The 22,044-nt window shown below is 64.7% G+C and carries 20 protein-coding genes; 2 read left to right on the top strand and 18 right to left on the bottom strand.

What is annotated here, in order from left to right; genetic code table 11:
- Positions 1-4: 4 nt before the first annotated feature.
- The 17 genes from ACTG4K_RS15885 to ACTG4K_RS15965 form a co-directional block, all read right to left on the bottom strand.
- Complete coding sequence (locus ACTG4K_RS15885; protein ID WP_439115189.1) at positions 5-448, bottom strand: FKBP-type peptidyl-prolyl cis-trans isomerase; 444 nt, start codon at positions 446-448, stop codon at positions 5-7.
- A gap of 11 nt (positions 449-459) precedes the next feature.
- Positions 460-1,497: a tRNA dihydrouridine(20/20a) synthase DusA gene (gene dusA, locus ACTG4K_RS15890; protein WP_439115190.1), complete on the bottom strand. Its 1,038-nt coding sequence runs from the start codon at positions 1,495-1,497 to the stop codon at positions 460-462.
- Positions 1,498-1,539: 42 nt separating this feature from the next.
- Positions 1,540-2,748: an HD-GYP domain-containing protein gene (locus ACTG4K_RS15895; protein WP_439115191.1), complete on the bottom strand. Its 1,209-nt coding sequence runs from the start codon at positions 2,746-2,748 to the stop codon at positions 1,540-1,542.
- Between the two features lie 107 nt (positions 2,749-2,855).
- Positions 2,856-3,593: an acetoacetyl-CoA reductase gene (phbB, locus tag ACTG4K_RS15900; RefSeq protein WP_439115192.1), complete on the bottom strand. Its 738-nt coding sequence runs from the start codon at positions 3,591-3,593 to the stop codon at positions 2,856-2,858.
- A 148-nt stretch (positions 3,594-3,741) separates the two neighbouring features.
- Positions 3,742-4,920: an acetyl-CoA C-acetyltransferase gene (locus tag ACTG4K_RS15905; protein ID WP_439115193.1), complete on the bottom strand. Its 1,179-nt coding sequence runs from the start codon at positions 4,918-4,920 to the stop codon at positions 3,742-3,744.
- 145 nt (positions 4,921-5,065) lie between these two features.
- Complete coding sequence (gene phaC / locus ACTG4K_RS15910) at positions 5,066-6,910, bottom strand: class I poly(R)-hydroxyalkanoic acid synthase (RefSeq protein WP_439115194.1); 1,845 nt, start codon at positions 6,908-6,910, stop codon at positions 5,066-5,068.
- 383 nt (positions 6,911-7,293) lie between these two features.
- Positions 7,294-8,118, bottom strand: coding sequence for a peptidoglycan editing factor PgeF (gene pgeF / locus ACTG4K_RS15915; RefSeq protein WP_439115195.1), 825 nt, complete (start codon positions 8,116-8,118; stop codon positions 7,294-7,296).
- On the bottom strand, positions 8,118-8,759 hold the full coding sequence (gene maiA / locus ACTG4K_RS15920; RefSeq protein ID WP_439115196.1) for a maleylacetoacetate isomerase: 642 nt from the start codon (positions 8,757-8,759) through the stop codon (positions 8,118-8,120). The genes pgeF and maiA overlap by 1 nt, the downstream gene beginning before the upstream one ends.
- Positions 8,760-9,095: 336 nt before the next feature.
- Entirely contained in the window at positions 9,096-10,409 is a 1,314-nt protein-coding gene (locus ACTG4K_RS15925) for an MFS transporter (RefSeq protein WP_439115197.1), read from the bottom strand.
- A 194-nt stretch (positions 10,410-10,603) separates the two neighbouring features.
- The gene (locus ACTG4K_RS15930) at positions 10,604-10,840 is read right to left on the bottom strand and encodes an acyl carrier protein (protein WP_439115198.1); all 237 of its coding nucleotides are present in this window, start codon (positions 10,838-10,840) and stop codon (positions 10,604-10,606) included.
- Positions 10,841-10,870: 30 nt separating this feature from the next.
- Positions 10,871-12,025, bottom strand: a complete 1,155-nt coding sequence (locus tag ACTG4K_RS15935) for a dihydrolipoamide acetyltransferase family protein (protein WP_439115199.1) — start codon at positions 12,023-12,025, stop codon at positions 10,871-10,873.
- A 23-nt stretch (positions 12,026-12,048) separates the two neighbouring features.
- A complete protein-coding gene (locus ACTG4K_RS15940) occupies positions 12,049-13,041 on the bottom strand; it encodes an alpha-ketoacid dehydrogenase subunit beta (RefSeq protein WP_439115200.1) in 993 nt (330 codons plus the stop codon).
- Positions 13,038-14,051, bottom strand: a complete 1,014-nt coding sequence (gene pdhA / locus ACTG4K_RS15945; RefSeq protein ID WP_439115201.1) for a pyruvate dehydrogenase (acetyl-transferring) E1 component subunit alpha — start codon at positions 14,049-14,051, stop codon at positions 13,038-13,040. Before pdhA ends, ACTG4K_RS15940 begins: the two co-directional genes overlap by 4 nt.
- Positions 14,048-15,823, bottom strand: a complete 1,776-nt coding sequence (acsA, locus tag ACTG4K_RS15950) for an acetate--CoA ligase (RefSeq protein WP_439115202.1) — start codon at positions 15,821-15,823, stop codon at positions 14,048-14,050. Before acsA ends, pdhA begins: the two co-directional genes overlap by 4 nt.
- Positions 15,824-15,879: 56 nt before the next feature.
- Positions 15,880-16,683 (bottom strand): slipin family protein, encoded by an 804-nt coding sequence (locus ACTG4K_RS15955; protein ID WP_439115257.1) that lies wholly within the window; start codon positions 16,681-16,683, stop codon positions 15,880-15,882.
- Positions 16,683-18,062, bottom strand: coding sequence for an NfeD family protein (locus tag ACTG4K_RS15960; protein WP_439115258.1), 1,380 nt, complete (start codon positions 18,060-18,062; stop codon positions 16,683-16,685). The genes ACTG4K_RS15955 and ACTG4K_RS15960 overlap by 1 nt, the downstream gene beginning before the upstream one ends.
- 343 nt (positions 18,063-18,405) lie before the next feature.
- Positions 18,406-19,515, bottom strand: a complete 1,110-nt coding sequence (locus tag ACTG4K_RS15965; RefSeq protein WP_439115203.1) for an alkene reductase — start codon at positions 19,513-19,515, stop codon at positions 18,406-18,408.
- A 380-nt stretch (positions 19,516-19,895) separates the two neighbouring features.
- Here ACTG4K_RS15965 and ACTG4K_RS15970 point away from each other — a divergent pair, with 380 nt between their 5' ends.
- Entirely contained in the window at positions 19,896-20,183 is a 288-nt protein-coding gene (locus ACTG4K_RS15970; protein ID WP_439115259.1) for a type II toxin-antitoxin system RelE/ParE family toxin, read from the top strand.
- A 4-nt stretch (positions 20,184-20,187) separates the two neighbouring features.
- Positions 20,188-20,508, top strand: coding sequence for an addiction module antidote protein (locus ACTG4K_RS15975; RefSeq protein ID WP_439115204.1), 321 nt, complete (start codon positions 20,188-20,190; stop codon positions 20,506-20,508).
- A gap of 51 nt (positions 20,509-20,559) precedes the next feature.
- Here ACTG4K_RS15975 and ACTG4K_RS15980 read toward each other — a convergent pair whose 3' ends face one another.
- Complete coding sequence (locus ACTG4K_RS15980) at positions 20,560-21,984, bottom strand: DUF2130 domain-containing protein (protein WP_439115205.1); 1,425 nt, start codon at positions 21,982-21,984, stop codon at positions 20,560-20,562.
- Positions 21,985-22,044: the final 60 nt, after the last annotated feature.

Below are 22,044 nucleotides of genomic sequence, written 5' to 3' on the forward strand. Positions count from 1 at the left end.
GGCATCATTTTCCGTTGATGCCCAGCAGCTCCACTTCAAACACCAACGTGGCGTTGGGCGGAATCACACCGCCAGCGCCGCGCTCACCATAGGCGATCTGGCTTGGGCAGGTGAGCTTGGCTTTGCCGCCCAGCTTCATGCGCTGCACGCCCTCGGTCCAGCAAGGAATGACGCGGTTCAGGGGAAACTCAATGGGCGTGCCGCGCGAGTACGAACTGTCGAATTCCTTCCCGTCCGGAAAAGTGCCTTTGTAGTGAACCTTCACCGTATCGGTCGCGCCGGGGTTGGCCCCGCTGCCCTCTTTGATCACACGGTAGACCAGACCAGACTTCGTCATCAGCGCGCCGGCCTCTTTGGCGGCGGCATCGAGCACGGCATTTTGGGCCGAAGCGGGCAAAACAACGAGGCTGACGGCCAGTGCAGCGCAGCTGAGTAAAAAACGGTTCATTGCAGGTTCTTTCAAAGGGGAGAAACAAGGGAATCGGGTTGAAACTCATCGTCTGTCAGCCTGACATGGGCCTGTGCCATGGCCCAGACCTCACGCGCGGGCAAGGGTTTGAGGTGGTGGTCGCTCCATACCTGGCGCCACTTGCGCGCACCGTGCAGGCCGTGGCGCAAGCCCAGCATGTGGCAGGCAATGGAATACCAGTTCACGCCGTCTTCCGCGTGGGCGCGTTCCATGTAGTCCACCATGGCCAGCTCGACCGCTTCGCGCGAGGGTGCGGTGCGTGATTCGTCCCCGTAAAAACGGCGGTCCCAGTCCACCATGATCCAGGGGTTGTGGTAGGCCTCGCGCCCGACCATCACGCCGTCCACGTGCGCCAGTTGCTCAGCGATTTGCTCGTGGGTGGTGATGCCGCCATTGACGGCAATGGTCAGATGCGGAAAGTCCCGCTTCAGGCGGTGGGCCAGCTCGTAGCGCAGCGGCGGAATCTCGCGATTTTCTTTCGGCGACAGGCCTTGCAGCCAGGCGTTGCGCGCGTGCACCAGAAACACCTCGCAGCCACCCTCGGCCACGGTGCCCACAAAGTCGCGCACAAAATCGTAGCTCTCCACCTTGTCGATGCCAATGCGGTGCTTGACAGTGACTGGAATATCCACCATGTCCACCATGGCCTTGACACAGTCGCGCACCAGCGCGGCTTCGCCCATGAGGCAGGCACCAAATGCACCCCGCAAAACGCGCTCGCTCGGGCAGCCGCAGTTCAGATTGATCTCGTCGTATCCGCGCGCCTCGCCCAGCTTGGCACTGGTGGCCAAATCGGCCGGATCGCTGCCCCCGAGCTGCAACGCCACCAGATGCTCTTGGGTGTTGAAGTTCAGGTGCTGGGCCGCGTTTCCATAGATCAGCGCCCCCGTGGTCACCATCTCGGTGTAGAGCAGCGTGTGGCGCGTGAGCAGGCGGTGAAAGTAGCGGCAATGGCGATCGGTCCACCCCATCATGGGTGCGACGGACAAGCGCCAGGGGCTGGCAAGAGGTGTCGGGCTGTCTAACATCTGCCCATTATCCCGCGACGCATCCGCTGGGCCTGGCGGCGTTCAGCAACGGGCAATCAGGCGCGCCACGTTCACCACGACCTTCACCGCCCCCGGTGGCAGTCCGGTTTGCACCGCCCATGCCGGCTCAGAGGTGTCCCGCAACACCGGTTCGCCCAGCGGCATGCCTTGCCGGCCGGTCAGCGACATCACCTTGGGTGCATTGACTTTCACACCGCGGCGCACCACGATGCCGCTCTCGCCATTGGCCAGGCTGACATAGCTGCCAGGCAGAAAAAACCCGATGCACTTCACGAACTGGGCACCCCAGCGATCCGGCATCTGACCGGCGCCCAGGTAGAGCTGCTTGGCTACCTCACGAGAAAGCAGCGGGCCCCGGTCCTCCCTTGGGCTGATGCAAGCCACATACGTGTCAGCCAGCTGTAGCAGCCGGTGCTCGGCCCCATCCACCCGCATGCCAGTGGGGTAACCGGTGCCCTCGCTGCGCTCATGGTGCTCTTCGACCAGGCGAATCCAGGCGCCATCGGTCACGCCCAATGCCCGCAAGGCGGCTGCGCTGCGCAGCGGGTGCTCACGAATGAGGAGACGCTGATCGGGCGTCACAGGCGTCACCTGCCGGGCCAGTTCGTCATGGGTCCGCGTCATGCCGAGGTTCATCGTCAACGCAGCCAGCCCCATCCGATGCTGAGCATCGGAATCCATGCCGGCTGTGCCCGCCACCAGCTGGCACAACCCGGCACACAGCAGAGCGTGTGTGGTGCTGTAGGACAAACGGGTGTCAAACAAATACTGCACCAGGACCAGCAGGCTGTTGTCGGCCTGCTGCTGCCACAGCAGCGCGCCAGCCGCCTGCACGCGCAAGAGCCGATCGATAAATTGGCTGGCTTCGCCACCCTGGCGCAGCAAACTGCTCAGTTCGGCATGCAAATCGGCCCAGGCGTCGGTCAGGTGCAGCGGCTGCGGCACCTTCGCCTGTGAGCCGGACTCAGCAGACATGGTCCGGACCTTGGCAATTTCACCCAGCAACTCGTTCTTGCGCACCAGCCGGTCCAGCAAGGTGGTGTAACCGAAGTGGACGGCCTGCCACTCGCTGGCGAGCACACGTGGCGCACGCAGCAGGATGGAATCGCGGTGCTTTTCCGAGGTGATCGCCTCCCCCTTGCGCAGCAGCAGCACACCGTTGGGATCCCAGATGTTGGCCGAGACCGGCTGGTTCAGAACGAGCGCATCTGCCGACAACAGTTGGTACATGGCACAAATGTACGTGCTGAACGTGGACCCGATCCGCCGAATACCACCGTAAAAAGGGCGTAAAAAAACCCCGCCACAGCGGGGTTCGCCAAACAGAGCCCGACGGATCAGCCCATGTGCAGGCCGCCGTTGACCGAGAAGTCAGCGCCAGTGGCGTAGCCACCTTCGTCCGACGCCAGCCAGGCGATGATGGAGGCGATTTCGCTGGGTTTGCCCAGGCGCTTCACCGGCACGGTGGCCACAATTTTCTCCAGCACATCGGGGCGAATGGCATTCACCATATCGGTACCAATGTAGCCAGGGCTCACGGTGTTGACGGTCACGCCCTTGGTGGCCAGCTCTTGCGCCAGGGCCATCGAGAAACCGTGCATGCCAGCCTTGGCAGCCGAGTAGTTGGTCTGGCCGGCTTGGCCCTTTTCACCGTTCACCGACGAAATGTTGATGATGCGGCCCCAGCCCTTTTCCACCATATCTGCCACGACCTGCTTGGTCACATTGAACATGGAGTCCAGGTTGGTGTTCATCACAGCGTCCCAGTCGTCGCGCGACATCTTCAGGAACATGCGGTCTTTGGTGATGCCGGCGTTGTTCACCAGCACGTCGATGCTGCCGTGCTCGGCCTTGGTCTTGGTGAAGGCCTCCACAGTGGAATCCCAGTCACCCACGTTGCCGACCGATGCGAAGAACGTGTAGCCCAGTGCCTTCTGCTCGTCGATCCACTTCTGGTGGTCGCGCGTGGGGCCGCAACCGGCGATGACCTTAAAACCTTCGGTGTGAAGGCGCTGGCAAATGGCGGTACCAATGCCGCCCATGCCGCCGGTGACGTACGCTACTTTTTGATTCATGTTGTTTGCTCCTCTAGGTGGTGCCGAAATGGCGGAAAAATGCTTATGGAAGAAGGTGTTTTTGCCGTGGGGTGCGGTGGTACCGGCTTTGCCGGGCCACTCGCACCACCCCCCTTGGGGGTGAAGCCGCAGGCAGCGCGGGGGTGGGTCAGCGTTCCAGCGCCAGCGACACGCCCATGCCGCCGCCAATGCAAAGAGCCGCCAGGCCCTTCTTGGCGTTGGTGCGTTGCATTTCGTGCAGCAGCGTCACCAGAATGCGACAACCGGACGCACCGATGGGATGGCCGATGGCGATGGCGCCACCGTTGACGTTGACCTTGGCGGGGTCGATGTCCAGCGCCTGGTTCACGGCGCAAGCTTGTGCGGCAAAGGCTTCGTTGAGTTCAAACAGGTCGACATCAGACGCCTTCCAGCCCGCACGGGCCAGCGCCTTCTGCGAGGCTGGCACCGGGCCCATGCCCATGGTGGCGGGGTCGAGGCCGCTGGTGCCGAAAGAGGCGATGCGCGCCAGCGGCGTGAGGCCCAGGGCGGCCGCTTTTTTGGCCGTCATCACCACCACGGCGGCAGCACCGTCGTTGATGCCGGAGGCGTTGCCTGCGGTCACGGAACCGGCCTTGTCGAAAGCGGGACGCAGACCGGCCAGCACTTCGGCAGTGGTCTTGGCGTTGATGAATTCGTCGTTGTTGAACAGCACCGGGTCGCCCTTGCGCTGCGGAATGCTCACGCCAACGACCTCGTCCTTGAACTTGCCGGCGGCCTGCGCTGCAGCGGCTTTCGCCTGGCTGCCAGCGGCCAGCGCGTCCTGCATCTCGCGGGTGATGCCGTGGGCTTTGGCCACGTTTTCAGCGGTGATGCCCATGTGGTACTGGTTGTACACGTCCCACAGGCCGTCCACGATCATGGTGTCGACCATCTTCCAGTCGCCCATGCGCTGCCCATCGCGGCTGCCATTGAGCACGTGCGGGCTGGCGCTCATGTTTTCCTGGCCACCGGCGATCACGATCTCGCTGTCGCCCCAGGCCACGGCCTGGGCGGCCAGCATCACGGCCTTCAGGCCCGAGCCGCAGACGGCGTTGATGGTCAGCGCCGGCGTTTCCTTGGCCACACCGGCTTTCATCATGGCCTGGCGGGCTGGGTTCTGGCCACAGCCAGCGGCCAGCACCTGGCCCATGATCACTTCACCGATGGCGTCGACCGGCAGGCCGCTGCGCTCCAGCAGGGCTTTGATGACGATGGAACCCAGCTCGGTTGCGGGCACCTTGGCGAGCGAGCCGCCAAACTTGCCCACTGCAGTGCGGGCGGCTGAAACGATGACGATGTCTTCCATGGGTTGTCTCCTCAGGGGTCAAAAAAATAAGAATGGTCCGGCGCGAAGTGAATTCACCCAAGGCGCGGCAGAACCGGCTTTGCCGGGCTGCTTCGCACCGCCCCCGTGAGGGGGTCGCACGCAGCGCGGCAGGGGTGGTGCACTTTCATGCTTTGGCTTTGACGTAGCGGCCAGGTGCCGGCTCGATCGCAGCGTAGGTTTTGCCTTTACCATAGGCCTTGGGCGCAGCAATTTGCTTGCCAGCCAGCGGCTTGAGCCAAGCGGCCCAGTCGCTCCACCAGCTGCCTTTGTGCTCGGTGGCGCCGTCAATCCACTCGTTTACATCGGCCGGGAACTTGTTGGTGTTGCTCACCCAGTGGCTGCGCTTGCCCGCAGCGGGTGGGTTGATGACGCCGGCAATGTGGCCAGACGCGCCCATGACGAAGCGCTTTTTGCCAGGGAACACCTGCGTGCTGGCGTAAGCGCCCCCAATGGGCACGATGTGGTCTTCGCGTGAACCGTACAGGTAGACCGGGATCTTGACTTTGCGGAAGTCAATCTGCTCGCCACAAACCGTGGTTTTGCCCGGTTTGACCAGGTTGTTTTCCAGGTAGGTCTGACGCAGGTACCAGGCGTAATACGGGCCAGGCAGGTTGGTGGCGTCCGAGTTCCAGTACAGCAGGTCAAACGGCGGTGGCGACTCGCCCTTGAGGTAGTTGCCCACGACGTAGTTCCACACCAGGTCGTTGGGACGCAGGAAGCTGAAGGTGGTGGCGAGATCACGGCCGGGCATCAAACCGCCTTGGGCATACTGCATCTCGCGCAACTTGACGAAGTTTTCGTCAATGAACACGTCGAGAATGCCGGTGTCGGTGAAGTCGATCAGCGTGGTCAGGAAGGTCGCGCTGTTCACCGGCGCTTCACCACGTGCCGCCAGCACGGCCAGCGCGTTGCTGAGCATGGTGCCGCCCACGCAGAAACCCAGCGCGTTGATGGTCTCGGCGCCGGTGATGTCTTGCGTGACACCAATGGCCTTGATGACGGCATCTTCGATGTAGTCGTCCCAGGTTTTGCCGGACATCGACTCGTCGGGGTTGCGCCAGCTCACCACGAAGGTGCGGTGGCCCTGCTCCACACAATAGCGGATCAGCGAGTTGGCAGGCTGCAGGTCCAGGATGTAGAACTTGTTGATGCAAGGCGGCACCAGCAGGAACGGACGCTCGTACACCTTGGCGGTGAGCGGTTTGTATTCGATCAGCTGGAACAGCTCGTTTTCAAACACCACGGCGCCTTCGGTGGTGGCCACGTTTTTGCCCACTTCGAACACGCTTTCGTCCGTCATGGACACATGGCCCTGCTTCATGTCGTGCAGCAGGTTGGCCACGCCTTTGGCGATGCTTTCGCCCTTGGTTTCGATGGCTTTCTTTTGCGCGTCGGCATTGAAGGCCAGGAAGTTGCTGGGCGCGCTGGCATCAATCCATTGCTGCACTGCAAAGCGCACGCGGGTCTTGGTCTTGGCGTCACCATCCACCGCATCGGCCATGGCCATGAGCGTGCGGGCGTTGAGCAAGTAGGCGGCGGCAGAGAAAGCCGCCACGGGGTTGCTGGCCCAGGCGTCTGCAGAAAAACGGCGGTCGCTTACCGGTTTGACATCCAGCCCCTGGTTCCACAGGCCGGCCACGTCTTTGAGATAGGTATTTTGAATTTCCAGCATCTTGGCGGGATCAAAACTCACCTTTTTGCCTGCCGCCTTGGTGAACAGATCGCTCATGCTGACCATGCTCGGCATACCTGCGCCCATGCTGGGCATGGCCATACCAAAGGGGTTGGCCGCACCGCTTTGTGGCATGAAGGCCTTGAAGGCGGCAAACGGATCAGCAGCGCCTTGCCCGCCAGCCTGCGCGGCACCGGGAAAGGCTTGTGCAGCCTGCGTCCACTGCGCGATGAGGTTTTTTTGGAATTCCTGGGCGGCTTCGTGCCAGGGCTGATCGGGTGATTTGCCAGATGTCATGCTTGTCTCCTGTGGTTTTGCCTGAGGCTTATTATCAATCCCTCTAGGGAGAGATTCCGGGTTTTCCCTAGTGTCGGTTTCACGGCTTCCAGCAAGCTGACAACCTGTCCGGGTATTCAAGGAACGCTGTGTATCTGGTGGTGATTGGTTGGATTTACGTGGTGCTCATGATGTCGGTGGCCGAAGCATCCAACAGCACGGGTTCTGTGCTGGGAGCCATTGTGACCTTTTTTCTGTACGGTTTGCTCCCCGTGATACTGGTGGTTTACCTGATGCGCACGCCGCAAAGGCGCAAGGCCAACAAGGCACGCGAAGCGGCCGAACACGAAGCCAGCATGGCTGCAGGCGCAGCGCTGAGTAGGCCAATGGCCGAGCCGCACCAATCAAACCAGCCCGATGCAAGCGGCCATGCGCCCAGTGCTGCCGAGACGGGCAGCGTCGCGGCGGTGCGAAAAGAACCGTGACGTCTGCGCGACCGTGCACCAGGCCGCAGTGCCGTCGTTGCCACTGACTTGCGTGAGGCCCATCGCAGCCAGGCGTTGGCGCGCCAGCGCCGGCAGACTGGCCAGAAACTTGCCCCGGCCAATGGCCGCAAAAGCGCAGTGCGCAGCGGGCTGCTGAGCCACAAAGGCGTCGCGCACCTCGGCACCCACTTCAAACGCGTCGGGCCCAATGCAAGGGCCCAGCCAGGCCAGCGTTTGTTGCGCCACGCTCGCGGGTGTAACGGCGGGGTCGTGTTGCTGCACAGCGGCCACCAAAGCGGCCATGGTGGTTTCCAGCACCCCCAGCCCGACCCCGTCGGCACCCGTCCCCGCCAGCCCGCGCCAACCGGCATGGGCTGCGGCCACCACCGTGCCCGATGTGTGGGCAAACAACACCGGCAAGCAGTCGGCCACCATGACGGTGCAGGCCACGCCCGGCCCGCTCACCAGGCAGGCGTCAGCCACGGCGCCGTTGGGGGTATGGGCATCCAGCAGGGCCACCGCCGTGCCGTGCACCTGCTGTAAAAAAACCGGCCGCTGACCCAAGGCCTGGGCGAGCAAGTCACGGTTGCGGGCCACGGCGGCAGGCTCGTCGCGCACATGGTCTCCCAGGTTGAAGCTGTCGAATGGCGCCACCGACACACCTCCGGCGCGGCAGGTGAACACCGCGCGCACCGACGGGGGCGCCGCCCATTCGGGGACGATCCATTCAGCCGGGAACTCCATCAGGCTTCCGCGTCCGGGCAGGCTGAGGGCTGCGCTTGCTGGAACGCTGGCAGTGCCATACAAGCTTCAAAGGCGGCCATGGTGCGCGGCAGGCCATCGAAGTTGGTGTTGAAGCGTTGGCCGTTGAAGATCTGCGGCACCAGGCAGCAGTCGGCCAAGGTGGGCGTGGCACCGTAACAGTAGGTGGACGGCGCCTGAAGCGCCAACTGGCGCTCAAACGATTCGAGCCCGGTGCGTACCCAGTGGCGGTACCAGGTGTTCTTGGCTTCTTCGTCCACCTTCAGCTCTTTGCTGAGGTATTTCAGCACCCGCAGGTTGTTGATGGGGTGGATCTCGCAGGCGATGGACTGCGCCAGCGCACGCACACGCGCACGACCCAGCGCATTGGCTGGCACCAGTGCAGGCGTGGGGCAGATCTCGTCCAAGTACTCCATGATCGCCATGGACTGCGACAGCCGCGTGCCGTCGTCAAGCTCCAGCGCGGGCACCAGCTGGTCGGCTGCGATGTCGGCGTAACCGGCTTGCTTGTGCTCGCCTTTGGCCACATGCACCGGGACATATTCGTAGGGCAGGCCTTTAAGCGCCAGCGCAATGCGCACGCGAAACGAGGCCGAAGAACGGAAGTAGTTGTAGAGCTTCATGGTACGTAGCGTATACCGGGCAGCGCCTGTTTGCATGCCGCTGAAGCGTTGCAGGAGGGGGCTTTTGGGGTTGCCGGGCCATGCACCCCGTGAATGGCACCTAAAAACGGCAGTGGCCTGCGCTTGGTCCGCTGGGGATACCGGTGCATACCGCGCACCTTGCCCACGAGCAATCACACCTGTTGGGTGGGTGCGCTTGCACCCCGATTGAGCCGCCAGTGCGCGCTTATAGCCCGCGCGGACCTGTCCCACGGCCGTTTCCAAGGTGGCGCCGGGCGCTGCGCAAAAACAAAAACCGGAGGCCCGATTGCCCTCCACCCCCCCAAAGACCAGGCTTCAGCCCGCCTGGCCGTTGGTCGCTGCCGCTGAGGCCATACCGCGCTGCACATTGACGCGGGTCAGCAACACCAGGCCGACCACGAAAAACAGGCCGGTGGAGGCAATGGCCAGGCGGTGGTTGCCGTCGGTCAGCCAGGTCACGAGGCCGTAGGTCATGGGGCCAAGAATGGCCGACAGGCGAACGGAAAACATCCACAAGCCGAAGAACTCGGCGCGGCGCAGCTCGGGGGCCAGCACACCCGCCATGGCCCGTCCGGCCGACTGGCTGCTGCCCATGCACAGCCCCGCGAGCACGGCCGCTACCCAGAACAGGCCGGGGCCGGTGGCCACGGCGGCGAGCACGGTCATGACGATCCAGCCGGCCAGGGTCGCACCCAGCGCTGGCCGGTGACCGATACGGTCTTGCACATAGCCCCAGGCAAAGGCGCCCAGCGCTGCGGCGATATTGACCAGAAAAATCAGCATCATGGTGTCGGTCTGCTGGAAAGACAGCACCTGTTCGGCGTACACGGCGGCCAGGGCAATGACCACCGAAATGCCCGCCTGGTAGGCCACCGAACAGGCCAGCAGCGCCGTGAAATCCTGGAACGAACGCGCCTCTTGCCATGTGCGCTTGAGCCGGGCCAGCGAGGCTTTGAGGCCGGGCTCGTGTGCCGCCCGAACCTGCGGCTGGGCGCGTTCCTTGAGCAATGCAAAGGTCACCAAGGCTGAAGCCCCGAAAATGCCGGCGGTGATGAGCATGGTGACCGGCACAAAGTGCGAGGCGGGCAGGCCGTGCCCCTGCGCCCACAGCACGTACCAGAGGCTCAGCCCCAGCGCCAGCATGCCGCCAAAGTAGCCAAAGCTCCAGCCCCAGCCCGACACACTGCCCATGCGCTCTGCACGGGCCAGCTCGGGCAAAAAAGCCGCAATCAGCGACTCGCCGAAGGCGTAGAACACGTTGGACAGGACGATGGCCACCAGCGCCCAGGCAACGTCGCCTGGCCCCGCGCCAGCCAGTGCGGCGGTGCCTAGCACACAACCCAGGGTCGACAGCACCAGCAGGCGTTTCTTGGCCGCACGCAGGTCGGCGTAGGCACCCAGCGCGGGGATGGTGAGCATCACGATCAGGCTGGACACCGCCAGCGCGCTGGTCCAGGCCAGGGTGCCCCAGGCTTCACCACCGGCAACGCTGCCCACGAAATAGGCGCTGAAAACCGCGGTGAGAACAACCGTGGTGTAGCCCGAGTTGGCAAAGTCGTACATGGCCCAACCAAAGACCTCGCGCTTGCGCACGCCGGGCTTCAGGGCATTCTGGGGAAACAGGGACATGGCCAGTGGGGGCGACGCGCGCCGTTGCTGCAATGGGCAGCCAGTGTAGTGGCCTGTGACCAGCCAAGCGTTCCCGACAACCCGTGCGCAAAGCTGTCAGCGTTGGGCGCGGCGGCGCAGACAGTACGGCAGGTATGGCAGCAGCACGGCAAGGCGACGCAACAATGCCATGGCGGTTTTGCGCAAGTCCTGCCCTACGTGCCCAGGTAGGCGAGCATGCCTGCCAGGGTGAACAACTGGGGATAGTCACTCTCGGGAATGTTGAGGCCGCTGCCCTGGCTCAGGCCCACAACCAGGTTGAGGAAATCCATGGAATCGAGGTCCAGCGCCTCGCGCAGGTCTTCATGGTCGGCCACGGTGGTCAGGTCGGCTTCGGGAGCGATACCGGCCAGCACCTGGGCGGCGAGTTGTCGAATCTCGTTGGGGTTCATGGTGGTGTGGCTTGGCCCGCAAGCTCAAAGTCAAAGGGATTCGGGCGATTGCAAGGCGCTTTGGATGGCCCGCAGCAGCTGGCCGCCCAGGTGTCCGTCGCTGGCGCGGTGGTCGGCGGCCAGGCTCAGCTGCACCACAGGGCGCACCACCAACTGGCCGTCAGCCACCCAGGGACGTTGCACGGTGCGGCCAAAGCCGATGATGGCCACCTGCGGCGGGTATATGACGCCCAGCACACTTTCGGCCCCACGCTCCCCCAGGCTGGTGACGGTGGCGGTGGGGTCACTCAGCTCGGAACTGCGCAGGCCACCGCTGCGCGCGCGCTGCACCAGGTCGCGCAACGAAGCCATCAGCTCGGGCAAGGTTTGCTGGTCCGCATGGTGCACGGCAGGCGCCACCAGGCCACCGCCGCGCAACGACACGGCCCAGCCAACGTGAATGCCCGAGCCGGCGCGAAAACCGCCATTTTCGTAAAAGCCGTTGAGCTGCGGCACCGCCTGCAAGGCCCGCGCCGTGGCCTTGAGCAGCAGCACCGCACTGAGCAGGCGCCGCTCGGGCGGGTGCTCGCGGTTCCAGGCTTCGAGCCACTGGCTGGCGGGCAGGAAGTCGGCGGTTTCGGTGAGGTAGTAGTGGGGAATGTCGCGCTTGGACCGGCTCATGGCGGCGGCAATGGCCTGGCGCATTTGAGCCGGGTCAAAGCCACTGAACGGTGTGCGCACCGGCGCAACGGGCGCCCGCGCGGCGGCGCGCTCCACATCGGCCAGCGCGATGGCACCACCGGGGCCGCTGCCTGGCAAGCCAGCCAGCTTCACGCCGGTTTGTTGCGCGCGTTGTCGGGCGGCCGGGCTCGCGCGGGCGCGCGGGCCGGGCTGGCTGGCGGGCGCCGGGGTTGGGGGCTTTTCGGGGCTGCGCGGTGCTGGGGTGGCCCGTCCCACGGGCGCGGCAGCCGTTTCAACACCCTCTTCGCGCCATGGGTGCACCTGTGCCAGCACCGCGCCCACGGGCAGCGCTTGGCCCAGTGGCGCCAACGCGTCGATCACGCCGGCCAGGAAAATCTCAACGTCGATGGCGCCCTTGTGCGTCTCCACCACCGCCACCACATCGCCAGGCTTCACCCGGTCGCCGGCTTTCACCAGCCACTGCACCAAGGTGCCGGTTTCCATGTCGGCACCCAAAGACGGCATGACAAAGGCAGCCACCGCGCGCCCTACCCGGGCTTCACCACCGCGTGCACGGTGGCCACGATGTCGTGCACCTGTGGCAGCGCGGCTTCTTCCATGTGGGCCGCGTAAGGCACCGGCACTTCGCGGGCGCACACGCGGCGCACCGGTGCATCCAGTTCGTAGAGCGCGTCTTCTGCCAGCCGGGCAGCGATTTCCGCTGAAATAGACCCGCTCTTCCAACCTTCGTCCACGATCACGCAACGGTGCGTGCGGCTGACGGATGCGATCACGGTGTCCATATCCAGCGGGCGCAACACCCGCAGGTCAATCACCTCGGCCTCAATGCCTTTGGCCGCCAGCCTGGCCGCTGCGGCCAGGCACTTGGGCAGGCTGTTGCCATAGGTCACCAGGCTCACGTCCGTGCCGGGGCGCATCACCCGGGCGTGCGACAAGTCAACCCCGGTGACGGTGGTGTCCAGGTCGTCCTCGGCGTTGTAAAGCACCACGTGTTCAAAGATCAGTACGGGGTTGGGGTCGGCCAGCGCGGCAGCCAGCATGTGGCGCGCGTCCTCAACGGTGCCGGGCACCGCCACCTTGAGCCCCGGAATGTGGGCATACCAGCCTTCCAGGCTGTGCGAATGCTGGGCCGCCAACTGCCGCCCGCCGCCCGTGGCCATGCGAATCACCAGCGGCACCGACCACTGCCCGCCCGACATGTGGGACAAGGTGGCGGCGTTGTTCATGATCTGGTCCAGCGAGAGCAAGCTGAAGTTGCAGGTCATGATCTCCACAATGGGCCGCAGCCCGGCCAGGGCCGCACCAACGCCGGCGCCCACAAAGCCGTTTTCAGCCAGCGGCGTATCGCGAATGCGCTCGGGCCCAAACGCTTCCAGCAACCCCTTGGTTACGCCGTAACACCCGCCGTACTTGCCAACGTCTTCGCCCATCACAAAGCAGCGCGGGTCGGCGTGCAGAGCGTCGCGCAGCGCCAAACGGCAGGCTTCGCGGTAGGTCAGGCGCACAGGTGGGGTGCTCATGCTGGCGGCTCCAGTGCGCCCCGCTCCTGCACCACGCTGTCCATCAACACAAAGCGCTCCAGTTCGTCCAGCGGCTCCAGCGTGCCCACTTCGGCAAACGCCACTGCAGCGTCGATCTCGGTGCGGATGCTGGCGTCGATGGCCGCCGACTCGCCGGGGCTGAGCCGATGGTTGTCCACCATCCAGACGCGCAGGCGCTCAATCGGATCGCGCTGCCGCCAGGCGTCCACCTCCTCGCGTGAGCGGTAGGCCTGGGTGTCAAACATGGAATGCGCGCGAAAGCGGTAGGTACGGCATTCCAGAAAATACGGCCCGTGCCCGGACCGTATGTGGGCCACCGCGTGGCGCGCTGCGGCCTCCATCTCAATTGGGTCCATGGCGTCCACCGGTGCGCTGGCCATGCGGTAGGCCTCGGCCTTGCGGTACACGTCGGGTTGCGATTCGGCGTCTTCCAATGGGACGCCCATGGCGTAGCGGTTGTTTTCACAGACAAACAGCACCGGCAGTTGCCAGAGGGCGGCCAGGTTCATGCTTTCATGAAAAGCACCCTCGGCCACCGCACCTTCGCCGAAAAAGCAGGCCGTCACGGCGCCGGGGCGCAGCTGCTGGTCGGCCAGGGCCATGCCCACCGCGAGCGGCAGGCCGCCGCCCACAATGGCGTTGCCGCCAAAAAAGCGGCGCTCGCGGTCAAAAATGTGCATGGAGCCACCGCGGCCCCGGCAGCTGCCTTCGAGCTTGCCCAGCATTTCAGCCATCAGGGCGCCCATGGGCACGCCGCGCGCCAGCGCCTGGCCGTGTTCGCGGTAGGTGGCCAGCACCGTGTCGCGCTCTTCCAGCGCGGCCATCACGCCCACGGCCACCGCCTCTTCCCCGTCGTACAAATGCAAAAAGCCGCGAATTTTCTGCGACTGGTACAGCTCGACGCACTTGGCCTCAAAGCGGCGAATGCGCAGCATCTGCCGGTACACCTGGTGCAGGTGGGCGCGGTCGATGTGGATCTTGTCGGTCATGTCGAAGTACCCTTCTTTTCATCGCTTTCCAGCGTCGACAGATCGCCCTCGGGCAAGCCCAGTTCGCGCGCCTTCAGCAGGCGGCGCATGATCTTGCCGCTGCGGGTTTTGGGCAAGTTGTCGCGAAAGTCGATCTGCTTGGGCGCCACCGCCGCGCCCAGCCGCTTGCGCGCGTGGCCCAGGAGCAAGCGGCGCAACGGCTCGCCCGCCTCAAAGCCGGGTTTGAGCGCCACAAAGGCCTTCACCATCTCGCCCACCACCGGGTCGGGCAGGCCAATCACGCCCGCCTCGGCCACCGCTGGGTGCTCCATCAGCGCGCTTTCCACCTCAAACGGCCCGATCAGGTGCCCGGCCGACTTGATCACGTCGTCGGCCCGCCCGACGAACCAGTAGTAGCCCTCGGCGTCGCAGTGCGCCAAGTCGCCCGTGAGGTACCAGCCGTCTACAAAGCACTGGCGGTAGCGGGCGTCTTCGTGCAGGTAGCCGCGCATCATGGACGGCCAGGGCGCCTTCAGGGCCAGCTCCCCGTCCACATCGGGCGCCTCGATCAACTCCACATGGCCGTCGGCCAGTCGGCGCACCACTGCCGCCGTGATGCCCGGCAAGGGCTTGCCCATGGAGCCGGGCTTGATGTCCATGGCGGCGTAGTTCGAAACCATGATGCCGCCGGTTTCGGTCTGCCACCAGTTGTCGTGAAACGGCAGGCCAAAGGCCTCCAGGCCCCACACCACCGCCTCGGGGTTGAGCGGCTCGCCCACGCTGGCCATGAAGCGCAGTGCCGACAGGTCATAGCCCTTCAGCGCGCCAGCGCCCAGTTTCATCATCATGCGGATGGCCGTGGGCGCGGTGTACCAGACGGTGACGCGCTCGCTCTGCAGCACGCCGTACCAGGTCTGGGCATCGAACTCGGCTTCCACCACCACATTGGTCACGCCGCACACCAGCGGCGCCAAAATGCCGTAGCTGGTACCGGTGACCCAGCCCGGGTCGGCGGTGCACCAGAACACATCGTGGTCGTGCAGGTCCAGCGCGTAGCGGCCCGTGACCGCATGCGCCAGCACCGCAGCGTGCGCGTGCTCCACCCCCTTGGGGCGCCCGGTGGTGCCGCTGGTGAAATGCAGCAACGCGGTGGACTCGGGATCGGTGGGCGCGATGGTGTAGCGCGTGGACGCCGACGCCACCAGCGCCCCCCAGGGGTGCACGCCCGGCTCATCGGCCGGCACCGGCCCCACCACGATGACGTGCCTCAACCCCGGCAAGCGCTCGCGCAGATCGCGCACCTTTCGCTGGTACAGCTCAGGCGTGGTCACCAGCACCCGCGCATCGCCCATCTCGGCGCGGGTGGCAATGGGTTCGGGACCAAAGGCCGAAAACAGCGGCGCCACCACGCAGCGCGCCTTGAGCGCCCCCAGCACCGCCACATACAGCTCGGGCAGGCGGCCTATGAGCACGAACACGCGCTCGCCTGGTTGCACACCCAGGCCTTCCAGCGCGTTGGCAAACTGGTTGCTTGCGCGGCACAGCTCGGTGTAGCTCAGGGCCTGGCGCTCGCCGTTTTTGCCCAGCCAGCGCAGCGCCGTCTGCTGACCGCGGCCATGCTTCACATGCCGGTCCACCGCTTCATCGGCCATGTTCAGCCCGGCGCCCCCGGGCAAGCCGTCCAGCAGGGTGGCGGCTTCGGTCCAACTGAACTGCGCCACGGTGGCGCTGTAGTCCAGCAGGTGGGGCGGTGGGTTGGGCTGCGCGGGTTTGCAGATGCGGGCGTGTTGCATGTTGGGGTGCCTGTGCGCGGGCCTTGTGGTTTCGATAAGGTGCTCGGTGGCCGCGATCACTCGCGAGGTTCCTTCACATCGCCCGGGGGCTGGGCAGCGGCGCTGCCCTTGTCCAGCAGCCGCCCCAGCAAGTCCATGGGCAGAGGAAACACGATGGTGGAAGCGCGGTCGCCCGCCACCTGGGTCATGGTCTGCAGGTAACGCAACTGCATGGCCTCGGGCTGGCGTGCCAGCATCTGGGCCGCCTCCAGCAGCGACACCGCAGCCTGCTTCTCGCCTTCGGCGTGGATCACCTTGGCCCGCCGTTCTCGCTCGGCTTCGGCCTGGCGGGCAATGGCGCGCACCATCGACTCATTCAAGTCAATGTGTTTGATCTCCACGTTGGTCACCTTGATGCCCCAGGCATCGGTCTGGGCGTCCAGAATCTGCTGCACGTCCAAGTTCAGCCGCTCGCGCTCAGCCAGCATTTCGTCCAGCTCGTGTTTGCCCAGCACCACGCGCAAGGTGGTCTGGGCCAGCTGGCTGGTGGCCTGCAAAAAGTCTTCCACTTGAATGATGGCCTTGGCCGGGTCCACCACCCGAAAGAACACCACCGCGTTGACCTTGACCGACACGTTGTCGCGCGAAATCACGTCTTGCGGCTCCACGTCCATGGTCACCACGCGCAGGTCTACCCGCACCATTTGCTGCAACCCGGGAATGACGATGACCAGCCCCGGTCCCTTGACCCGCCAGAACCGCCCCAGCTGAAACACCACACCGCGCTGGTATTCGCGCAACACGCGAAACGAGGAGGCCAGCAGCGCCACCGCCAGCGGCAGCAAAAACACGCCCAGGCCCAGATTGAGATCAAAAAACATCACGGAGTCTCCTTCACAGTTTTCCGGTCGATTTCGCCCTTGCCACCCACCGGCTGCACCTCCAGTACCAAACCCTGGAGCGCCAGCACACGCACCCGCTGACCGGTGTGCAGGCGCACGTCAGACCGCACCTGCCAGCGCTCGCCATGCACCCGTGCCCAGGCCTGCCCGTGCGCCACCTCCAGCACCTCGCCCAGGGCGCCCACCAAGTCTTCAGCGCCGCTCACCACGGGGGCACGGCGCGCCCGCAAGGCCATGCCGCCGCCCAGCAGCACGGCGGCCGCCGCACTCAAGGCAACCCCGAAGATGAGCGGCAGCGGCACCCCCATGCCCGGCATGTCGCGGTCAAACAGCAACAGGCCACCCGCCACAAAGGCCACCACCCCACCCACGCCCAACACTCCGAACGTCGGCGTGAGCAGCTCGGCGGCCAGCAGCGCAAACCCCAGCAGAATCAGCGCCAGCGCGGCGTAGTTCACCGGCAGCAGCTGCAGCGCAAACATCGCCAGCAGCAGGCAAATGGCGCCCACGGTGCCGGGCACACCAAAGCCGGGGGACGAAAACTCAAACATCAGGCCGTACACGCCCACCATCAGCAAGATGAGTGCAAAGCTCGGGTTGGCAATCACGCTCAGCAGGCGGTGGCGCCAGTCGGGCGGGTGCGCTTCAAACGCCAGCCCTCGGGTGCTCAGGCGCAGCTCACCCTGGGCGGTGCGCACGCTTCGGCCGTCGATCTGGGCCAGCAGGTCGGGTACATCGCGGGCCACCACGTCCACCACCCGCTCGTTCAATGCCTCGGCCGCCGTCAGGCTCACCGCCTCGCGCACCGCACGCTCGGCCCACACGGCGTTGCGGCCGTGCCGCTCGGCCAGCCCACGAATGAAGGCCGCCGCGTCGTTCACCTGCTTGGCCGTCACGGCATCCACCGGCGAGGCGGCTGGCTCAGGCGCACCCGGCGCCCGGCCCTCGGGCGCGGGCAGGGGTGTTTCTTTCGGCGCTGGTGGCACGCCCGGCATGCCGATGGCCACCGGCGTGGCCGCCCCCAGCGTAGTGGCGGGGGCCATGGCGGCAATGTGGCTGGCGTACAGCATGTAGGTGCCGGCGCTGGCCGCCCGCGCGCCCGACGGGCTGACAAACGTAGCCACCGGCACCGGCGAGGCCAGGATGGCCTGCACGATCTGGCGCATGGCGCTGTCCAGGCCACCCGGTGTGTCCAGCTCCATCACCACCAGGGGCGCACCCTGCGCATGCGCGCGTTGCAGGCCACGCACCACGTAGTCGGCGCTCGCCGGGCCGATGGCATCGTGCACCGTGAGCACCACCACCGGCGCCACCGCGTCCGCCGCGGTAGCGGCTTTGGCGCCCCAGCCCTGCAGCATCAAGCTCCCCGCCAGCAGCCAGGCCAACGCATACGCAGCCCAAAAACCACCGGCCAAACCACCGCCAAGCGGCCCGGCCAGACGCGCGTGCGCAAGCGCCTGGCTCCAGCGACCCACGCCACGTCCACCACGGCTCCACTGCATCGCGCCCTCCGGTTGGACGGCTCACCACGCCAACCAGCGGCCAGCATGTGCGCCTGAAACCACCATCTTGGCGGGCTGTGCGGTGGCTTCGCTTGAGTGCGCTCAAGCCGGGCGGCGCTTCACGAAAAAAAACGGCGGGCCGTCAAGCCCGCCGCTGAGTGCGTTGAATGGTTCAGCGCGTCACACGCTCAAGTCGAGCTCAGGCGGGCAGCGTCGGGTAATCGGTGTAACCCGCCGCACCGCCACCGTAGAAGGTGTTGCGGTCGGGCGCATTGAACGGGCCACCTTGGCTCAGGCGGGCCACCAGGTCGGGGTTGGCAATGAAGGCTTTGCCAAAGGCCACTAGGTCGGCGCCGTCGGCCAGCGCTTGCTGTGCCATGGGCAGGTCGTAGCCGTTGTTCACCATCCAGGCGCCCTGCCCGCCTGCGCTGCGGTAGGCCGCGCGCAGAGCAGCGTAGTCAAACGGGCGCTCGGGCAGCTCACGCGGGCCACCGGTGGCGCCTTCAATGAGGTGCAGGTAAGCCAGCCCCAAGGGCGCCAGCTGGCGCACCACATGGTCAAACAGCGGCTGCGGATCGGCGTCCAACACGTCGTTGGCCGGTGTCACCGGCGACAGGCGAATGCCGGTGCGGCCCCCACCAATGGCATCGGTTACGGCCTTCACCACTTCCAGCAACAACCGCGCACGGTTTTCGATGCTGCCGCCATAAGCGTCGTTGCGCTGGTTGCTGCCGGTTTTCAAGAACTGGTCCAGCAAATAGCCGTTGGCGGCGTGAATCTCCACCCCATCAAAACCCGCCTCGATGGCGGCCAGCGCGGCGTGGCGGTAGTCGTCCACGATGCCGGGCAGCTCGTCCAGCGTCAGCGCGCGCGGCTCGGAGGTGTCCACGAAAGTGGGTACACCGTCCACGATGAGCACGGTTTTCGTGTTGGCGCGAAGGGCCGAGGGCGCCACCGGCGCGCCCTGGTTGGGCTGCAGGCTGGTGTGCGAGACACGGCCCACATGCCAAAGCTGGGTCACGATCTTGCCGCCAGCGGCATGCACGGCGTCGGTCACGGCCTTCCAGCCCGCCACCTGCTCGGGCGCATACAGCCCCGGCACATCGGCATAACCCTGGCCCTGGTGGCTGATGGGGGTGGCTTCGGTGATGAGCAAGCCCGCCGTGGCGCGCTGGCTGTAGTAAGTGGCCATGAGCGGCGTAGGCACGGCCCCGGGTGCGCGGTTGCGCGTAAGCGGCGCCATGACGATGCGGTTGGCCAGCTGCAGGCTGCCTGCGGTTAGGGGCGAAAACAGGGAGGTATCGGACATGGCGTGTAACGAAAGAAGAGGAAGACTGGGAGTATCCCGTCGCATCGGCATTCACGCAGTCACAACAGCGGCAAGGTGTCGCCCGCATAGCTGGGCTCACTTCTCGCAGTCGATGCTTTTCGCACTGTGCTGATAGCGCATTTTTTCTGTGTGAACACGGACCTATCAAATACCCAGCAAGCAAACTCAGGCCCAGTGAGGCAAGTAGCGCCGGGTTTTCGGCGGCGCATTCGGGTCCTGCAAGCGGACAACGCCGGCCACCTCACAGGACGGCAGCATGTTCCGTTTGTGCGTTAACTTCAAGTGGGTAGCTTGATTTTGGAGAACCAGTAAAGCTTGCAACTCTGTAATCCATAGATTACATTCCAGCCATATTCCAAATCCTCCGCACAGCCGATTTCGATACATGGCTGACTGCATTGCGAGACAAAGTCGGGCAAAAACAGGTGTTGGCCAGGCTCGCCCGCCTGTCTTTGGGGCACTGGGGCGACTGCAAGCCGGTGGGCGGCGATGTTGTCGAGCTTCGCGTTCACAGCGGCCCGCGCTATCGCGTCGATTGCTGGAAAGACGGCCTCACCGTGGTGGTAGCTCAAAGCGGTGGCGACAAATCCAACCAAGAGCGCGACATTGCCAAGGCTCAGCACATGGTCTCACTTTTGAAGGAGTAATTGAATGAACCCCACCGCCGCCGCAAAACTAGGCATCAAACCCTTTGAAGCCGCCGACTACCTAAAGTCCGACGAAGACTGCGCCCAATATCTGCAGGCCTGCATGGACGAAGCCCCAGAAGACGCCGCACTGTTCACCAAAGCCGTGGGCGACATTGCACGGGCGCGCGGCATGATGCAGCTGGCCCGCGACACCGGCATCACCCGCGAAGGGCTTTACAAGGCGCTGGGTGAACAAGGCAACCCCAGCTTTGCGACCATGGTCAAAGTCATGCACGCGCTAGGGTTGCAGTTCAACATCGGGGCACGGCCAGCGGAAGGTTGAGAGTCAAATTGGGCTTCTTTCATCGAAACCCTCTCGAAACTCCAGCGGCCCCTACTCACTCCCAGCCGGGATGATGCTCCCCGGCAGCTCGGCAAACTTGGCCGCCATCGTGGGGTTGCCACGGGTGAGCTTTTTGATCGTCAAGTCGTCGGCCTTGTCGTTGGCCAGGCGCAAATTGTTGGCCGACTTGTGCAGCGCTTCCTTGGTTTTTTCCAGGTCCTTGATCGCATCGTCAATGCGTTTGATGGCCTCTTCAAAGCCCTCAGAAGCCAAGCGCCAATTGCGGCCAAACGCCGTTTTGAACTCGTCCAGCTGAGTTTCAAACTTGGTGATATCCACGTTCTGCGAGCGCACCAGGGCCAACTCTGACTTGTACTTCATCGCGTTCAAAGCGGCATTGCGCAGCAGCGTGATCAGGGGCACAAAAAACTGTGGCCGCACCACGTACATCTTGGGGTAGCGGTGCGACACATCGACGATGCCGCTGTTGTACAACTCGCTCTCCGGCTCCAGCAGAGACACCAGCACCGCGTACTCGCAGGCCTTTTCGGTGCGGTCCTTGTCCAGCTCTTTCAGGAAATCTTCGTTCCGCTTCTTGGTGGCCGTTTCGTCGCTCTCGTTCTTCATCTCAAACATGATGGAAACGATCTCGGCACCCGACTCATCCACGTCGCGAAAAATGTAGTCGCCCTTGCTGCCGGTGCGGGCGTCGTTGTCTTTCTCAAAATGCGCCCGCTGGAAGGCGGCGGCACGGATGCGGTTGAACTCGATCTCGCAGTGCTGCTCCAGGGTCTCGCCCACCATCTTGGTCGACAGCCGCGCCTTCATGTCGCGCAGGCGCGCAATCTCGCCATCGCGGTCGCGCAGCTGCAAGGCGTATTGCTCCTTGATGGCTTTCTCTTCCAGCTGGTTTTTCACGGCGATGAGGTTAAGGTCGTTTTTTAACTCATCGCGCTCGCGGGCCACCACCCCCACGGCCTCGTTCACAGCCAATTGGCGTGCTGTCTCGCTGGCCGCCAGCTTGGCTTGCAGCGCCTGAATTTCGGCGTCCTTTTTGGCCGCTTCGGCCTGCAGCGCATGGGCCAACTTGGCCTCGGCCAACTGGGCAGCCGCTTGGCTGCTGTTGCGCGCCCTCTCTTGCTCGGCCTTCAGCTCGTTCGCCAGCGCATCGCGCTCTTGGCTGACCGCGCCCAAAGCCTCCGCCACCGCCAGCTTGCGCGCCACCTCGCCCGCGTCGAGCTGGGCTTTCAGCGCTTGAATCTCCGTGTCTTTGGCCGCCGCGGCTTTTTGCAGCGTGTTGGTGACCTTGGCCTCGGCCAAGGCAATCGCATCGCGCTTTTCCCGCTCGGCCAGCTCCAGCCGCTCGTGCAAAGCTTGCTCGAACTCGCCATCGCGCACCTGCTTGAGGATATCGGCGTAACCAGCTTCATCGATCTTGAAGGCTTTGTGGCAGTGGGGGCAGATGATTTCGTGCATGGGGATAGGACGCTTCTTGTTGGTTGAGTTGGGGGCTGATTAGGCATACCGGCCCTTATG

It is taken from the genome of Hydrogenophaga sp. (genome assembly GCF_965657535.1).
Classification (GTDB): domain Bacteria; phylum Pseudomonadota; class Gammaproteobacteria; order Burkholderiales; family Burkholderiaceae_C; genus Hydrogenophaga.

Coding starts and splice junctions, on each gene's coding strand:
- ACTG4K_RS15885 (WP_439115189.1), bottom strand. CDS start 448: ATGAACCGTTTTTTACTCAGCTGCGCTGCACTGGCCGTCAGCCTCGTT.
- dusA (WP_439115190.1), bottom strand. CDS start 1,497: ATGTTAGACAGCCCGACACCTCTTGCCAGCCCCTGGCGCTTGTCCGTC.
- ACTG4K_RS15895 (WP_439115191.1), bottom strand. CDS start 2,748: ATGTACCAACTGTTGTCGGCAGATGCGCTCGTTCTGAACCAGCCGGTC.
- phbB (WP_439115192.1), bottom strand. CDS start 3,593: ATGAATCAAAAAGTAGCGTACGTCACCGGCGGCATGGGCGGCATTGGT.
- ACTG4K_RS15905 (WP_439115193.1), bottom strand. CDS start 4,920: ATGGAAGACATCGTCATCGTTTCAGCCGCCCGCACTGCAGTGGGCAAG.
- phaC (WP_439115194.1), bottom strand. CDS start 6,910: ATGACATCTGGCAAATCACCCGATCAGCCCTGGCACGAAGCCGCCCAG.
- pgeF (WP_439115195.1), bottom strand. CDS start 8,118: ATGGAGTTCCCGGCTGAATGGATCGTCCCCGAATGGGCGGCGCCCCCG.
- maiA (WP_439115196.1), bottom strand. CDS start 8,759: ATGAAGCTCTACAACTACTTCCGTTCTTCGGCCTCGTTTCGCGTGCGC.
- ACTG4K_RS15925 (WP_439115197.1), bottom strand. CDS start 10,409: ATGTCCCTGTTTCCCCAGAATGCCCTGAAGCCCGGCGTGCGCAAGCGC.
- ACTG4K_RS15930 (WP_439115198.1), bottom strand. CDS start 10,840: ATGAACCCCAACGAGATTCGACAACTCGCCGCCCAGGTGCTGGCCGGT.
- ACTG4K_RS15935 (WP_439115199.1), bottom strand. CDS start 12,025: ATGCCGTCTTTGGGTGCCGACATGGAAACCGGCACCTTGGTGCAGTGG.
- ACTG4K_RS15940 (WP_439115200.1), bottom strand. CDS start 13,041: ATGAGCACCCCACCTGTGCGCCTGACCTACCGCGAAGCCTGCCGTTTG.
- pdhA (WP_439115201.1), bottom strand. CDS start 14,051: ATGACCGACAAGATCCACATCGACCGCGCCCACCTGCACCAGGTGTAC.
- acsA (WP_439115202.1), bottom strand. CDS start 15,823: ATGCAACACGCCCGCATCTGCAAACCCGCGCAGCCCAACCCACCGCCC.
- ACTG4K_RS15955 (WP_439115257.1), bottom strand. CDS start 16,683: ATGTTTTTTGATCTCAATCTGGGCCTGGGCGTGTTTTTGCTGCCGCTG.
- ACTG4K_RS15960 (WP_439115258.1), bottom strand. CDS start 18,062: ATGCTGCAGGGCTGGGGCGCCAAAGCCGCTACCGCGGCGGACGCGGTG.
- ACTG4K_RS15965 (WP_439115203.1), bottom strand. CDS start 19,515: ATGTCCGATACCTCCCTGTTTTCGCCCCTAACCGCAGGCAGCCTGCAG.
- ACTG4K_RS15975 (WP_439115204.1), top strand. CDS start 20,188: ATGAACCCCACCGCCGCCGCAAAACTAGGCATCAAACCCTTTGAAGCC.
- ACTG4K_RS15980 (WP_439115205.1), bottom strand. CDS start 21,984: ATGCACGAAATCATCTGCCCCCACTGCCACAAAGCCTTCAAGATCGAT.